Raw genomic sequence first — 15498 nt, forward strand, 5'->3', positions numbered from 1 at the left:
GGACGGGCACGTTCAGCCCGTCATCCCCACGTCCACGGCCGCCTCGCGCGCGTGCCCCGATGGGAGTGAAGGAACGTGCAGACATGGGAGGGGGAGGACGCTGAGCGGCCGGCACGTCCCACGTGGGCCCGTAGGTGCAGCGCGTGGCGAAGACCCCGCCGTCCCGTACGTCACAATGACCGACTCCGGTCTGGGCTGGAGGGGCAGGGTCGCTAGGGTGGTCCCGTGAAGACCTTCGACGAGCTGTACGCGGAACTGACGCGCAAGGTGCAGGAGCGCCCCGAGGGCTCCGGCACCGTGGCCCAGATCGACGCCGGCGTCCATGCGATCGGCAAGAAGGTCGTCGAGGAGGCGGCCGAGGTCTGGATGGCCGCCGAGTACGAGTCGGATGAGGCCGCCGCCGAGGAGATCTCGCAGCTGCTGTACCACGTGCAGACCATGATGATCGCCCGCGGCATCAGCCTCGAGGACGTCTACCGCCACCTCTGAGGCCGCCGGCCCCGTTCCCCGCCCGCCCCACCGCACCCCGAGGAGACCGACGCGTGCTGCGCATCGCCGTGCCCAACAAGGGCGCCCTGTCCGAGTCCGCCCGCGAGATCCTGACCGAGGCCGGCTACCGGCAACGCCGGGACTCCCGCGAGCTCGTCCTCGTGGACCCCGAGAACAACGTCGAGTTCTTCTACCTGCGTCCCCGGGACATCGCCGTCTACGTCGGCCAGGGCACCCTCGACGTCGGCCTGACCGGCCGCGACCTGTTCTGCGACGCGCAGGTGGGGGACACCGCCGAGGAGATCATGGCGCTCGGCTTCGGCCGCTCCGTGTTCCGTCTCGCTGCCCCCGTCGGCTCCTTCACCTCCGCCGAGCAGCTCGCCGGCAAGCGCATCGCCACGAGCTACGACGGCCTGCTCTCCGACTACCTGGCCCGCACCGGCCTGGACGCCACGGTGGTCCACCTCGACGGCGCCGTGGAGTCCTCCGTCAAGCTCGGCGTGGCGGACGCGATCGCCGACGTCGTGGAGACCGGCAGCACTCTGCGCGCCGCCGGCATGGAGGTCTTCGGCGAGCCCATCCTCGACTCGGAGGCCGTGCTGATCGGCCGCGCAGGGGAGCGCCCCGAGGGCCTCGACGTGTTGCTGCGCCGCCTCAAGGGCGTGCTCGTGGCCCGCCGCTGGGTCATGATCGACTACGACATCCGCCGTGACCTGCTGGAGGCGGCCACCGCGGTCACCCCGGGGCTGGAGTCACCGACGGTCTCCCCGCTGCGGGACGAGACGATGGTCGCCGTGCGCTCCATGGTCCGCAAGCCGGACGCCAACCGCGTCATGGACGAGCTGTACGCCCTGGGCGCCCGCGGCATCCTGATCTCCGCGATCCACGCGATCCGCCTCTGACGGCCCGCGCCGTCCCGCCCGAGCCCCCCGAGACGAAGGAGCCGACGTGAGCCTCGCCGTGCGTGTCATCCCCTGCCTGGACGTGGACGCCGGGCGCGTGGTCAAGGGCGTGAACTTCGAGAACCTGAGGGACGCGGGCGACCCGGTCGAGCTCGCTCGCCGCTACAACGCCGCGGGCGCCGACGAGATCACGTTCCTCGACGTCACCGCCTCCACCTCGGACCGCGCCACGACCTACGACGTCGTGACCCGCACGGCAGAGGAGGTCTTCATCCCGCTGACCGTGGGCGGCGGCGTGCGCACCGTCGAGGACGTGGACCGGCTGCTGCGCACGGGGGCGGACAAGGTCTCCGTCAACACGGCGGCCGTGGCCCGGCCCGAGGTGATCACGGAGATCACCCGGCGCTTCGGGTCCCAGGTCCTCGTGCTCTCCCTCGACGCCCGGCGCACGGAGGACCCGGGATGCGCCTCCGGCTATGAGGTCACCACCCACGGCGGCCGCCGGGGCACCGGCATCGACACCGTCGCCTGGTGCCGGGAGGCCTCCGAGCGCGGGGTGGGGGAGATCCTGCTCAACTCGATCGACGCGGACGGCACCCGCGAGGGCTTCGACCTGGAGATGATCCGGGACGTGCGCGCCGTGACGCGGGTGCCGCTGATCGCCTCCGGCGGCGCCGGCGAGCCCGAGCACTTCCCGCCCGCCGTCGCGGCCGGTGCGGACGCGGTGCTCGCCGCCTCCCTGTTCCACTTCGGCCCGGACGACATGCTCGCCCGCGTCAAGGACGCCCTGCGGCAGGCGGGGCACCCCGTCCGCTGACCCCGGCGGCCACGCCCCGCTCCGGCTCCCTAGACTGGACCTCCATGAGCATCTCCCCGCCCGACGACCTCGTGGCCACCGTGACCTTCGACGACCGGGGCCTGGTGCCCGCCATCGCCCAGCAGGAGGGCACCGGCGAGGTGCTCATGATGGCGTGGATGAACGAGGAGTCCCTGCGCGCGACGCTCGAGACCGGCTGGGCCACCTACTGGTCCCGCTCGCGCGGCGAGCTGTGGCGCAAGGGGGAGACCTCGGGCCACCTGCAGCGGGTGCGCGCGGTCCACGCGGACTGCGACGGCGACACCCTGCTGCTCACCGTGGACCAGACCGGCCCCGCCTGCCACACGGGCACCCGCACCTGCTTCACCGGCCGCGAGATCGTCATGCCGGCGGCCGCCGTCGACCCCGAGGAGGCCGCCCGATGACCGCCGCCACCACTCCCTCCCGTGCGGAGTTCCTGCGTCTGGCGGACACCGCCCGCGTGATCCCTGTGGTCCGCACGGTGCTGGCGGACGGCCTCACGCCGCTGGCGATCCATCGGCGCCTGGCCGGCTCCCGCCCCGGCACCTTCCTGATGGAGTCCGCCACCCCGGGCGCGGCGTGGTCCCGGTACAGCTTCATCGGGGCCGGCTCATCCGTCACCCTGACCTCGCGGGACGGCGAGGCGCACTGGCAGGGCACCCCGCCCGAGGGGCTGCCCACGCAGGGCCGCGCCCTGGACGTGCTCGCGGCATGCCTGCGCCTGCTGCGCACGGACGTGCGCGCCGAGGTCGGAGGCGTTCTGCCGCACCTCGTCTCCGGCATGGCCGGCTTCCTGGGGTGGAACACGGTTCGCGCGTGGGAGCGCCTGCCGCACCCGCCCGAGGACCACCTCGGCCTGCCCGACCTCGCGATGAACCTCGTCACCGACCTGGCCGTGCACGATGCCCTGGACGGCACCGTGACGCTGATCGCCAACGCGGTGAACGGCAACGGCCTGGCCACCGGCGCGGACCGCGCCTACGACGACGCGCTCGCCCGCCTGGATGCCATGGTCGAGCGCCTGGCCGCCCCGGCCGCGGACCCGGTCAGCGACGTCCCGCGCCGCTGGCTCGAGGCGGACGCGGACGAGGTCGCCGCCCAGGCCGAGGACCGGTGGGGTGCCGAAGGCTTCCGCGAGGCCGTCGCGAAGGCCCAGCGGGCGATCCGTGACGGCGACGTGTTCCAGGCCGTCGTCTCCCGCCGCCTCTCGGTCACCACGGACGCCACCGGTCTGGACGTGTACCGCGTCCTGCGCATGGTGAACCCGAGCCCCTACATGTACCTCTTCTCCTTCGAGACCCCGGACGGGGAGCCGTACGAGATCGTGGGCTCCTCACCCGAGGCGCTCGTCACCGTGCGGGACCGCCGCGTGGTCACCCATCCGATCGCCGGCTCACGGCGGCGCGGGGCCACCGAGGAGGACGACCGCCTCCTCGGCAAGGACCTGGTGGAGGACGAGAAGGAGCGGGCCGAGCACCTCATGCTCGTGGACCTCTCCCGCAACGACCTCTCGCGCGTGTGTCGCCCCGGCACCGTCGAGGTCACCCAGTTCATGGAACTCGAGGCCTTCAGTCACATCCTCCACCTGGTCTCGCATGTGGAGGGCCGCATGCGCGACGATGTCGACGCGCTCGACGTCCTCCGCGCCGCCTTCCCCGCCGGCACGCTGTCCGGCGCCCCGAAGCCCCGCGCCCTGCAGCTGCTGGACGAGTGGGAGCCGACCGAGCGCGGGCCCTACGGCGGCGTGGTCGGCTACTTCGACCTGGCGGGCAACATGGACATGGCGATCAACATCCGCTCGGCCACGCTGCACCGCGGCCAGGCGCACGTGCAGGCCGGCGCCGGCATCGTCGCCGACTCCGATCCCGACGCCGAGACCGCCGAGACCGTCACCAAGGCGACGGCGCCGCTGCGGTCCGTGCTGACCGCGGGCGAGCTGGGGCAGGCGTGATGCGCCGCCGCACCGTGGTCCTCGCCGCGCTGGCCGCCGGCGCGCTCGTGCTCCTCACGGCGGGCCGCACGTGGGTGACCGCCACGGGCCTGTCCGGCGGGATCGCCTCCGAGACGACGACGTCGGGCGGGGCCGCCGCGCCCGTCGCCACGGCCATGGCCCTGGTCGTGATGGCCGGTGCCCTCGCCCTGACCACCGCCCGGCGGCTCGGCGCCGTGATCGTCGGGGTGCTCATGGCGCTCGCCGGGGTCGTCATCGCCTCGACCTCGGTCACCGCCGCCCTGGATCCGGCGACGACGGCGGCCGCCGCGGTCGCCGACGCGACCGGGACCACCGCGCTCGCGCAGGACTACGCCGTGACGGCGTGGCCGTGGGTCGCGGCGGCCGGCGGCGTGCTCGCGGCGCTGTGCGGCGTCGCGGCGGCCGTGGCGGGCCGCGGCTGGCGTTCGTCCCGGCGCTACGAGAAGACGCCTGCGGCCTCCGAGCCCGGCCCGGCCGCCGCAGCGGAGCAGCCCGCGCAGTCCGCCCGCGAGGCGGCCCAGCGCCGGCGCGTGGACCAGATGGACGCGTGGGACGAGCTGTCCCGTGGCAACGACCCCACCTGAGCGCCCGTCTCTCGGCGCGCCCCACACCGCCCGGGTCGTCCCGGGTCACGCGGGCCCGGCCCCGTGCCCGCATGGCACAATGAGGGACAGTCGTCATGTACACCACGCACCAGTGAGGGACAGCCATGAGCCACACCGCGCACACCGAGCCCACCACCCGTCGCGCCGCCCGCCGCGGCGCCGTCGAGGACGTCGTCGTCACCGAGGACGGCCGGGTGCTCAACGACCCGACCCACCTCGAGCTGCCGGGCCACGGCAACTCGCCCGGCGCGTGGGCCATGGTGGCGCTCGTGCTCGTCGGCTTCGTGGCCGGCTGCGTCGGCCTGCTCGCCGACTGGAGCGTCGTCGTGTGGATCGGCCTGGCCCTGATGGCCGTGGGCGTCGTCGTGGGCATCGTCGCCGGCAAGGCCGGCGCGGGTCGCGGCCAGCACGGTCACTGATCCGCGTGTCCGTCCTCCAGGAGATCATCGACGGCGTCCGCGAGGACCTCGAGCCTCGTCGGCGTGCCGTGCCCGAGGCGCGCCTGGCCGAGCTGGTGGCCGCCGCCCCCGCGCCGCGTGACGCCCACGCGGCCCTGCACGGCGGACGCACCGACCCGGCGGGGATCCGGGTGATCTCCGAGGTGAAGCGGGCGAGCCCCTCCAAGGGCGCGCTCGCCGAGATCCCCGAGCCGGCCACCCTGGCCCGCGCGTACGAGCGCGGCGGCGCCAGCGCCGTCTCCGTGCTCACCGAGGCCCGCCGCTTCGGCGGCAGCCTGGCCGACCTGGACGCCGTGCGCGCCGCCGTCGATCTGCCGGTCCTGCGCAAGGACTTCACCGTCACCGAGTACCAGATCCACGAGGCCCGCGCCCACGGGGCCGACCTCGTCCTGCTGATCGTGGCCGCCCTCGACGACGCCGAGCTGGCCGGCTTCCTGCAGCTCACGGAGTCCCTGGGCATGCACGCCCTCGTGGAGGCCCACACGCCCGAGGAGATCGAGCGCGGCGTCGCCGCCGGCGCCCGCATCCTCGGCGTCAACGTGCGCAACCTCAAGACCCTGGACGTCGACCCGGCCCGCTACGCCGCGCTGGCCGACGGGCTGCCCGAGGACGTCGTCCGGGTCGCCGAGTCGGGCGTCGAGTCCGAGGCGCAGATCAAGGCCTACGCCGCCGCGGGCGCCGACGTCGTGCTCGTGGGCGAGGCCCTCGTGCGCCACGGCGCCCCCGAGGAGGCGCTGCGCGCGTTCCGCGCCGCGTCCCTCACCGTCCGCTGACCGAACCAGACCCGAGGAGCGTGGTCACCATGAGCGCCGACCGTCCGAGCACCGAGCCCGCGATCGAGTTCGAGGGGCCCTATCAGGGTCAGGCCGGGCCCTACTTCGGCGACTACGGCGGGCAGTGGATGCCCGAGTCCCTCATGGCCGCGCTGCAGGAGCTCACCCGCACCTACGAGGAGGCACGGCAGGACCCCGCCTTCGAGGCCGAGCTGCGGACCCTGTTCCGGGACTACGTGAACCGGCCCTCCCTGTTGAGCGAGGTGCCGCGGTTCGCCGCGGACACCCCCGGCGTGCGTATCTTCCTCAAGCGCGAGGACCTCAACCACACCGGCTCGCACAAGATCAACAACGTGATCGGCCAGGCGCTGCTCGCCCGCCGCATGGGCAAGACGCGTCTGATCGCGGAGACCGGCGCCGGCCAGCACGGCGTGGCCACGGCGACGGCGGCCGCGCTGTTCGGCATGGAGTGCACCGTGTACATGGGGGAGGAGGACACCCGCCGCCAGGCCCTGAACGTGGCCCGCATGCAGATGCTCGGCGCTGAGGTGATCCCCGTGGCGATCGGCGCCCGCACCCTCAAGGACGCGATCAACGAGGCCCTGCGGGACTGGGTCGCCTCCGTGGACACCACGCATTACCTGATGGGCACGGTCACGGGCCCGCACCCGTTCCCCGCCATGGTGCGCTACTTCCACTCCGTGATCGGCGAAGAGGCCCGCGAGCAGATCCTGGCGCAGGCCGGCCGCCTGCCGGACGCCGTCGCGGCGTGCGTGGGCGGCGGGTCCAACGCGATGGGCCTGTTCCACGGCTTCCTCGACGACCCTGAGGTGGAGCTCTACGGCTTCGAGGCCGGGGGCGAGGGCCTCGAGACCGGTCGCCACGCCGCGTCCATCACGCTCGGACGCACCGGCGTGCTGCACGGCGCCCGCACGTACCTGATGCAGGACGAGGACGGGCAGACGATCGACTCCCACTCGATCTCCGCCGGCCTGGACTACCCGGCCGTCGGCCCGGAGCACGCCTTCCTGCACGACACGGGCCGCGCCGTCTACGAGCCGGTCTCGGACACCGAGTGCATGGACGCCTTCCTCCGGCTCACGCGCACCGAGGGCATCACGCCCGCCATCGAGTCGGCCCACGCCCTGGCCGGTGCGCTGCGCCTGGCCCGCCGCTGGGCGGATGAGGGCCTCGTGGGGCCGGACGCCCCGGAGGGGGAGGAGCGGATCATCATCGTGAACCTCTCCGGCCGCGGGGACAAGGACGTCGCCACGGCGGCGGCCTGGTTCGGCCTCGGCACGGCCGCGGAGGAGAAGGACCCGCTCGAGGAGATGACCCCCGGAGAGGAGCAGTGACCGGCATGACCGTGCACTCCAAGACCGCCGCGGCCCTGGACGCCGCGAAGGCGGCCGGCCGCACCGGCCTCGTCGCCTTCCTGCCGGCCGGCTACCCGTCCGTGGACGAGTGCGTCGAGGCCGTCGTCGCCGCCGCGGAGAACGGCGCCGACGTCATCGAGCTGGGCCTGCCCTACACGGACCCCGTGATGGACGGCCCCGTGATCCAGGCCGCGACCCAGGCGGCGCTGCAGGCGGGTTTCCGCGTGGCCGACGTGTTCGACATCATCCGACGGGTGACCCAGCGCACCGACGCCGCGGTGCTGGTGATGACCTACTGGAACCTCGTGGACCGCATGGGCGTCGACGAGTTCGCGCGCCGCCTCGCCGAGGCCGGGGGCGCCGGTCTCGTCACCCCTGACCTCGTGCCCGAGGAGGCCGGCGCCTGGATGGAGGCCTCGGACCGTCACGGCCTGGACCGCGTGTTCCTCACCGCGCCCTCGTCCACGGACGAGCGGGTGCGCCTCACCGTCGACTCCTCCCGCGGCTTCGTGTACGCCGTGTCGGTCATGGGCGTCACCGGCGCCCGCGACGCGGTGTCCACCGTGGCCGAGACCGTGGTCCGCCGGGCTCAGGATGCCGGGGCGGAGCACGTGTGCGTTGGCCTCGGCGTCTCCCGGGCCGCGCACGTCCGCGAGATCGGCGCCTACGCCGACGGCGCGATCGTCGGCACGGCCCTGGTGCGCGCGCTGACGGACGGCGGGCCGCAGGCCGTGGGCACGCTGACCCGCGAGCTCGCCGCCGGCACGGTCCGAGAGGGCTGAGGGTGACCGCCGCCCTGGCCCCGCTCGCCGCCTTCCCCGCCCCCGGGTGGGACGGGTTCCAGCTGGGCCCGGTGAAGATCCACGCGTACGCGCTGTGCATCATCCTGGGCATCGTCCTGGCGCTGTGGCTCGCCGAGCGTCGGTGGCGCGCCCGCGGCGGCCCCGAGGACCGTGTGCTCGACATCGCCCTGTGGGCCATCCCGTTCGGCTTCGTGGGCGGTCGGCTCTACCACGTGTTCTCCTCACCGGACCGGTACTTCGGGCCCGGCTTCGACGGCACGGGCGACCCGATCCAGATCCTGTACGTGTGGAACGGTGGACTGGGCATCTGGGGCGCGATCGCCCTCGGCGCCGTGGGCGCGTGGATCGCGTGCCGCCGCTACGGGCTGCGGCTGACGGCCTTCGGCGACGTCGTCGCGCCGGGCATCCTGCTGGCCCAGGCCATCGGCCGGTGGGGCAACTGGTTCAACCAGGAGCTCTTCGGCGGCCCGACGACCCTGCCCTGGGGGCTCGAGGTCGACCCGGCCAGCCCGAACTTCCCGGCCGGCTACGCCCCGGACACGCTGTTCCACCCCACGTTCCTCTACGAGTGCCTGTGGAACCTGGCCGGGGTCGCGCTGCTGCTCCTCGTGGACCGCGCGCTGCACCTGCGCCACGGCCTCATGCTGTGGTCCTACGTCGCCTGGTACACCGCGGGCCGCACGTGGATCGAGATGCTGCGCATCGACGACGCCGAGATGGTCACGCTCTTCGGCGTCACCCAGCGGCTCAACGTGTGGACGTCCCTGCTGGTGTTCGTCATCGCCCTCGCGTTCATCGTCGGGATCCTGCTGCGCCATCGCGGCGCGGCCGCCGGCCCCCACGCCCACCAGAGCGTGTGGCGCGCCGGGCACGCCCCCGAGGGCGACGACGGCGCCGCCGTCGCCGCGGGCCGCTCCGGGTCCCACGCCGTGGGCGCGGCGGAGGACGACGCCGTCCGGCGCTGACCCGCTCCCCGGCGCGCCCGCGAGGGGCGCCCGGGGCCCCGGTGTCCCACATGGTGGACATTCGGCGTGTCACAGAACGTCCGGTTCCGCACAGTGGGACGTCGCGCCCGGTAGCGTCTCTTCCACCTCGGGGCCGTCGGCCCCGAGCGTCGGGGCCAGCGCCGTCCCCGTCCGAGCCCCTGCTCTCCGGAAAGGACGGCACCATGCCCGTGGCATCCTCGCCCGCCTCGGCCCCCCGCGCGGGGGGACCGGTGGATCCCTTCGTCCGCTATGCGGACATCCCCGCCGCCCAGGGCCTCTACGACCCGTCCCGGGAGACCGAGAACTGCGGCCTCGCCGTCATCGCCACCCTGCGGGGCACCCCGGGCCACGACATCGTCCAGCACGCGCTGACCGCCCTGCGCGCGCTCGAGCACCGCGGGGCGGTGGGCGCCGACGAGGGCACCGGCGACGGCGCCGGCCTGCTGACCCAGATCCCCGACGAGCTGTTCCGTGCCGTCGTCGACGCCGAGCTGCCCCCCGTGGGCGAGTACGTCGCCGGCACCGCCTTCCTGCCGCCCGTCGACGGCGAGCGCGCCGAGGCGAAGGAGGCCGTCGAGCGGCTGGCCGAGGAGGAGGGGCTGCAGGTCCTGGCGTGGCGCGAGGTGCCCACCGACCCCTCGGCCCTGGGCGTCGGCTCCCGGGCGGCCATGCCCGCGTTCGAGCAGCTGTTCCTGTCCCTGGCGGACGGTCAGGACGGCACCGAGCCGGGGCAGTCGCTGGACGTGCGGGCGTGGCGGGTGCGCCGCCGCGCCCAGTCCCGCGCCGGCGTCTACTTCCCCTCGCTCTCGTCCCAGACGATCGTCTACAAGGGCATGCTGACGACGGCCCAGCTGGAGCCGTTCTACCCGGACCTCTCCGACGAGCGGTTCACCACCCGGCTGGGCGTGGTCCACTCGCGGTTCTCCACCAACACGTTCCCCTCGTGGCCGCTGGCCCAGCCGTTCCGCACCATCGCGCACAACGGCGAGATCAACACGGTCAAGGGCAACCGCAACTGGATGCGCGCCCGTCAGGGCCAGCTCAAGCACCCGATGCTCGGCGAGGTCCCCGAGGACCTGTTCCCGCTGATCAGCCCCATCGGCTCAGACTCGGCCTCCTTCGACGAGGTCGCGGAGCTGCTCATGCTCTCCGGGCGCCCGCTCACCCAGGCGATCATGATGATGATCCCGGAGGCGTGGGAGAACCACGCGACCATGGACCCGGCCCGCCGCGCCTTCTACCAGTACCACTCCATGCTCATGGAGCCCTGGGACGGACCGGCCGCCGTCGCCTTCTCCGACGGCACCCAGGTGGGCGCCGTGCTGGACCGCAACGGCCTGCGCCCCGCCCGCTGGTGGGTCACCGACGACGGCCTCGTCGTCCTGGCCTCCGAGGTCGGCGTCGTGCCGATCGAGCCCTCGGCGGTGGTGCGCAAGGGGCGCGTGGCCCCGGGGCGCATGTTCCTCGTGGACACCGAGCAGGGCCGGATCATCGGCGACGACGAGATCAAGGCCGAGGTCGCCTCCGCCCAGCCGTGGGAGGACTGGGTGCGCCAGAACCTCCTGGACCTGGAGTCGCTCCCCGAGCGCGAGCACGTCCGCCACACCTCCGAGTCGATCCTGCAGCGTCAGCGCATCTTCGGGTACACCTCGGAGGAGCTGCGCATCCTCGTCGGGCCGATGGCCCAGACGGGCGCCGAGCCGCTCGGTGCGATGGGCACGGACACGCCCATCGCCGTCCTCGCCAAGCGGCCCCGGCTGCTCTTCGACTACTTCGTGCAGTCCTTCGCCCAGGTGACGAACCCGCCGCTCGACGCGATCCGCGAGGAGCAGGTGACCTCGATGCGCACCGCGATCGGCCCGCAGGGCAACGTGCTCTCCCTCGAGCAGGTGCGCACCCGCCAGGTCGACGTCCCGTTCCCCGTGATCGACAACGACCAGCTGGCCCGCATCCAGCACCTGCGCGACGCCGACGGCACCCGCCTGACCCTCAAGGTGAACGGCGTGTACCGGGTGGCCGGAGGCGTCGAGGAGCTCCGCGCCCAGCTGAAGGCGATCTGCGAGCAGGTCTCGGCCGCCGTCAACCGCGGCGTGGAGTACGTGGTGCTGTCCGACCGCGGCGCCACCGCCCAGTGGGCGCCGATCCCGTCCCTGCTGCTGACCTCCGCCGTGCACCACCACCTGCTGGCCTCGGCCAACCGCACCAAGAGCTCGCTGATCGTCGAGGCGGGCGACGTGCGCGAGGTCCACCATGTGGCCGTCCTGCTCGGCTACGGGGCCTCCGCGGTCAACCCGTACCTGGCCATGGAGTCCGCCGAGGAGCTCGTGCGCACGGGGGAGGTCTCGGGCGTCACCGCCGAGCAGGCCGTGGCGAACCTGATCAAGGCGCTCGGCAAGGGCGTCCAGAAGATCATGTCCAAAATGGGCATCTCCACGGTCGCCTCCTACACCGGCGCCCAGACGTTCGAGGCGCTCGGCCTGTCCCGGCGCTTCGTGGACCGCTACTTCGTGGGCACCACGAGCCCGCTCGACGGCGTGGGCATCGACGTCGTCGCCGCCGAGATCCAGGCGCGCCACGAGTTCGCGTATCCGCCGGACGGCAACGACATCAACCCGTACCGCGAGCTCGAGGTGGGCGGCGAGTACCAGTGGCGGCGCGAGGGCGCGCCGCACCTGTTCAACCCCGAGACCGTGTTCCGCCTCCAGCACTCCACGCGGGAGCGGCGCTACGACGTCTTCAAGGACTACACGCGTCGCGTGGACGACCAGGCGGAGGAGCTCATGACCCTGCGCGGGCTCATGCGCCTGCGTACGGGCGAGCGGCCGCCGGTGCCCGTCTCCGAGGTGGAGCCCGTCGAGTCGATCGTGCGCCGCTTCTCCACCGGCGCGATGTCCTACGGCTCCATCTCGCAGGAGGCGCACGAGACCCTCGCGATCGCCATGAACCGCCTCGGCGCCCGCTCGAACTCGGGCGAGGGCGGCGAGGACCCCGAGCGCCTGCTGGACCCGGAGCGCCGCTCGAAGATCAAGCAGATCGCCTCGGGCCGGTTCGGCGTCACCAGCCTGTACCTGGCCACCGCGACCGACCTGCAGATCAAGATGGCCCAGGGCGCCAAACCCGGCGAGGGCGGCCAGCTGATGGGGACCAAGGTGTACCCGTGGGTCGCCCGCACGCGGCACTCGACCCCGGGCGTCTCCCTGGTGTCCCCGCCGCCGCACCACGACATCTACTCGATCGAGGACCTGGCGCAGCTGATCCACGACCTCAAGCGGGCCAACCCGACCGCGCGGGTCCACGTCAAGCTCGTCTCCGAGTCCGGCGTGGGCACGGTGGCCGCGGGCGTCGCCAAGGCGCGCGCCGACGTCGTGCTCATCTCCGGCCACGACGGCGGAACGGGCGCCTCCCCGCTGAACTCCCTCAAGCACGCGGGCACCCCGTGGGAGATCGGCCTGGCCGAGGCGCAGCAGACGCTCATGCTCAACGGCCTGCGCGAGCGCGTCACCGTCCAGGTGGACGGGCAGCTCAAGACCGGCCGGGACGTCGTGATCGCCGCACTGCTCGGGGCCGAGGAGTTCGGCTTCGCGACCGCCCCGCTCGTGGTCTCCGGCTGCATCATGATGCGCGTGTGCCACCTGGACACGTGCCCCGTGGGCGTGGCCACCCAGAACCCCGAGCTGCGCGCGCGCTTCACGGGCAAGCCCGAGTTCGTCGTCAACTTCTTCGAGTTCATCGCGCAGGAGGTCCGCGAGATGCTCTCGCAGCTGGGCTTCCGCACGCTCGACGAGGCGATCGGCCACCGCGAGCTGCTCGACGTGGACGCGGCCCTGCACCACTGGAAGTCCGAGGGCCTGGACCTCTCGGGCATCCTCGCGGACCCCTCCGTCGGCCGGCGTCCGGGCCACGAGGACGCGCCCATGCGCCGCACCACCGAGCAGGACCACGACCTCGCCTCCCACATCGACCACCGGTTCATCGCCCGGCTGGGGGACACGCTCACGACGGGCACGCCCGTCGTGATGGACGAGGCCGTCGTGAACACGGACCGGTCCGTGGGCACGCTGCTGGGCTACCACGTCACGAGCACGCGGCTCGCCGACGAGCTGGACGACGACACGATCACCGTGCGCCTGACGGGCGAGGCCGGCCAGTCCCTCGGCGCCTTCCTGCCCGCCGGCGTCACCCTGCGGCTCTCGGGCGACGCCAACGACTACGTCGGCAAGGGCCTGTCGGGGGGACGCGTGATCGTCCGCCCCGACGCCGAGGCCCCGTTCGTGGCCGAGGAGAACACCGTGGCCGGCAACGTGATCGGCTACGGCGCCACCTCGGGCCAGCTGTTCCTGCGCGGCCGCGTGGGGGAGCGGTTCCTCGTGCGCAACTCCGGCGCCACCGCGGTGGCCGAGGGCATCGGCGACCACGGCCTGGAGTACATGACCGGCGGTGAGGCGCTGATCCTCGGCGAGACCGGCCGCAACCTCGCCGCCGGCATGTCCGGCGGGCGGGCCTGGGTGCTGGACCTGGACCGGGAGGACCTGAACCCACTCGCCGTCCGCGAGGACGCCCTGATCCTCGAGGCGCCGTCCGCGCAGGACCGGCTGCGGATCGCCGAGCTGCTGGAGCTGCACCGCGCGGAGACGGGCTCCGCCGTCGCCGCCGCGCTGCTCGCCGACCTGCGGGCCGGCGGGGACGCCGCCGACGCCGCGTGGGACCGCTTCACGACCGTCCTGCCCCGGCAGTACGACCTCGTGCTGCGCACCCGTCAGGCCGCGACGGCCGAGGGACTCGACCCGGACGGGGAGGCCGTCTGGGACCGACTGCTGGAGGTGACCCGTGGCTGATCCGCGCGGATTCCTGAAGAACCGGGAGCGCGTCGAGCGCCCCACGCGTCCGGTGCCGGTGCGCATCATGGACTTCAAGGACGTGTACGTCCGCCAGGACGAGGCGATCGTGCGCACCCAGGCCGGCCGGTGCATGGACTGCGGCATCCCGTTCTGCCACTCCGGGTGCCCGCTGGGCAACCTCATCCCGGAGTGGAACGACCTGGTCCGGCGGAGACGCTGGGACGAGGCCGCCGCGCGACTGCACTCGACCAACAACTTCCCCGAGGTCACCGGGCGGATCTGCCCCGCCCCGTGCGAGGACTCCTGCACCCTGGGCATCAACCAGCCCGCGGTCACCATCAAGCAGACCGAGGTGGCGATCGCGGAGCAGATCTTCGACAACGACTGGCTCGAGCCGGTCGTGCCGGCCCGCCTGAACGGCCACACCGTGGCCGTCGTCGGCTCGGGCCCGGCGGGACTGGCCGCGGCGCAGCAGCTCACCCGCGCCGGCTTCACCGTGGTGGTCTACGAGCGCGACGAGCGCCTCGGCGGCCTGCTGCGGCTGGGCATCCCGGACTTCAAGCTGGAGAAGGACGTCCTGGACCGGCGCCTGGCGCAGATGGAGGCCGAGGGCACCCGGTTCCGCACCGGCGTGGAGATCGGCGTCGACCTGCCCTGGGACCAGCTCAAGGCCCGCTTCGACGCCGTGATCGTGGCGACCGGCGCCCCCGTGGCCCGCGAGCTGCCCGTCCCCGGCCGCGGCCTCGACGGGATCCACCTCGCCATGGACTACCTCGTGCAGTCCAACCGCGCGGTCGCCGGCGACGAGGTCCCGGACCAGATCTCCGCCGAGGGGCGCCACGTGGTGATCCTCGGCGGCGGCGACACGGGCGCGGACTGCATCGGCACCGCGCACCGCCAGGGGGCGGCGTCCGTGACGACGCTGGCGATCGGCCAGCAGCTGCCGGTCGAGCGCCCCGTCCACCAGCCGTGGCCCACGATCCCCAAGGTCCACCAGCAGACCACGGCCGACGCCGAGGGCGGCGCCCGCGCGCACCTTGCCTCCACGGTCGAGTTCCTCGGCGACGAGCACGGCCGCGTGCGCGCCCTGCGCGTGGCGGAGACCGAGTACCGCGAGGACGGCACGCGCGGGCCCAAGGCGGGCACCGAGCGCGAGGTCCAGGCAGACCTGGTGCTGCTGGCGCTGGGCTTCACCGGCATCGAGGAGGGGCTGCTCACGCAGCAGCTCGGCGTGCACGTGACACGCGGGCTCGTGGCCCGGAAGGACGGGTACGAGACCGACGAGCCGGGCGTGTTCGCGTGCGGCGACGCCGGGCGCGGCGCCTCCCTGGTGGTCTGGGCCATCGCCGAGGGGCGTGCGTGCGCGCAGGAGGTCGACGAGTCGCTCGAGCGCTGGTCCCGACTGCCGCACCCCGTGGACCCGGACGACCGCGGCCTCGTCCTCGGCTGAGTCCTCCG

General features: G+C 73.5%; 13 protein-coding genes. All 13 read left to right on the top strand.

What is annotated here, in order from left to right; translation table 11 throughout:
- Positions 1 to 225 precede the first annotated feature (225 nt).
- The 13 genes from AC0VX0_RS05115 (at position 226) to AC0VX0_RS05175 (ending at position 15490) form a co-directional block, all read left to right on the top strand.
- Positions 226 to 489 (top strand): phosphoribosyl-ATP diphosphatase, encoded by a 264-nt coding sequence (locus AC0VX0_RS05115; RefSeq protein ID WP_010078767.1) that lies wholly within the window; start codon positions 226 to 228, stop codon positions 487 to 489.
- Positions 490 to 542: 53 nt separating this feature from the next.
- A complete protein-coding gene (gene hisG / locus AC0VX0_RS05120; protein WP_036315380.1) occupies positions 543 to 1391 on the top strand; it encodes an ATP phosphoribosyltransferase in 849 nt (282 codons plus the stop codon).
- A 46-nt stretch (positions 1392 to 1437) separates the two neighbouring features.
- On the top strand, positions 1438 to 2208 hold the full coding sequence (hisF, locus tag AC0VX0_RS05125) for an imidazole glycerol phosphate synthase subunit HisF (RefSeq protein ID WP_036315377.1): 771 nt from the start codon (positions 1438 to 1440) through the stop codon (positions 2206 to 2208).
- 44 nt (positions 2209 to 2252) lie between these two features.
- Positions 2253 to 2633, top strand: a complete 381-nt coding sequence (gene hisI / locus AC0VX0_RS05130) for a phosphoribosyl-AMP cyclohydrolase (RefSeq protein ID WP_036315375.1) — start codon at positions 2253 to 2255, stop codon at positions 2631 to 2633.
- Positions 2630 to 4180: a chorismate-binding protein gene (locus AC0VX0_RS05135; RefSeq protein WP_036315373.1), complete on the top strand. Its 1551-nt coding sequence runs from the start codon at positions 2630 to 2632 to the stop codon at positions 4178 to 4180. The genes hisI and AC0VX0_RS05135 overlap by 4 nt, the downstream gene beginning before the upstream one ends.
- Positions 4180 to 4785, top strand: a complete 606-nt coding sequence (locus AC0VX0_RS05140; RefSeq protein WP_036315368.1) for a Trp biosynthesis-associated membrane protein — start codon at positions 4180 to 4182, stop codon at positions 4783 to 4785. The genes AC0VX0_RS05135 and AC0VX0_RS05140 overlap by 1 nt, the downstream gene beginning before the upstream one ends.
- A 125-nt stretch (positions 4786 to 4910) precedes the next feature.
- Positions 4911 to 5225, top strand: a complete 315-nt coding sequence (locus AC0VX0_RS05145) for an HGxxPAAW family protein (RefSeq protein ID WP_036315364.1) — start codon at positions 4911 to 4913, stop codon at positions 5223 to 5225.
- 5 nt (positions 5226 to 5230) lie between these two features.
- Entirely contained in the window at positions 5231 to 6037 is an 807-nt protein-coding gene (gene trpC, locus AC0VX0_RS05150; RefSeq protein ID WP_036315361.1) for an indole-3-glycerol phosphate synthase TrpC, read from the top strand.
- Between the two features lie 29 nt (positions 6038 to 6066).
- On the top strand, positions 6067 to 7392 hold the full coding sequence (trpB, locus tag AC0VX0_RS05155; protein WP_129866778.1) for a tryptophan synthase subunit beta: 1326 nt from the start codon (positions 6067 to 6069) through the stop codon (positions 7390 to 7392).
- Positions 7389 to 8195 carry a tryptophan synthase subunit alpha gene (gene trpA / locus AC0VX0_RS05160; protein WP_129866777.1) on the top strand — a complete coding sequence of 269 codons (807 nt, stop codon included), beginning with the start codon at positions 7389 to 7391 and terminating at the stop codon, positions 8193 to 8195. Before trpB ends, trpA begins: the two co-directional genes overlap by 4 nt.
- Before the next feature lie 2 nt (positions 8196 to 8197).
- The gene (gene lgt, locus AC0VX0_RS05165; RefSeq protein WP_010078757.1) at positions 8198 to 9181 is read left to right on the top strand and encodes a prolipoprotein diacylglyceryl transferase; all 984 of its coding nucleotides are present in this window, start codon (positions 8198 to 8200) and stop codon (positions 9179 to 9181) included.
- Between the two features lie 203 nt (positions 9182 to 9384).
- Positions 9385 to 14037 (top strand): glutamate synthase large subunit, encoded by a 4653-nt coding sequence (gene gltB, locus AC0VX0_RS05170; RefSeq protein WP_129866776.1) that lies wholly within the window; start codon positions 9385 to 9387, stop codon positions 14035 to 14037.
- Positions 14030 to 15490 carry a glutamate synthase subunit beta gene (locus tag AC0VX0_RS05175; protein ID WP_020624213.1) on the top strand — a complete coding sequence of 487 codons (1461 nt, stop codon included), beginning with the start codon at positions 14030 to 14032 and terminating at the stop codon, positions 15488 to 15490. The genes gltB and AC0VX0_RS05175 overlap by 8 nt, the downstream gene beginning before the upstream one ends.
- Positions 15491 to 15498 lie beyond the last annotated feature (8 nt).

It is taken from the genome of Micrococcus sp. iso_26 (genome assembly GCF_056172975.1).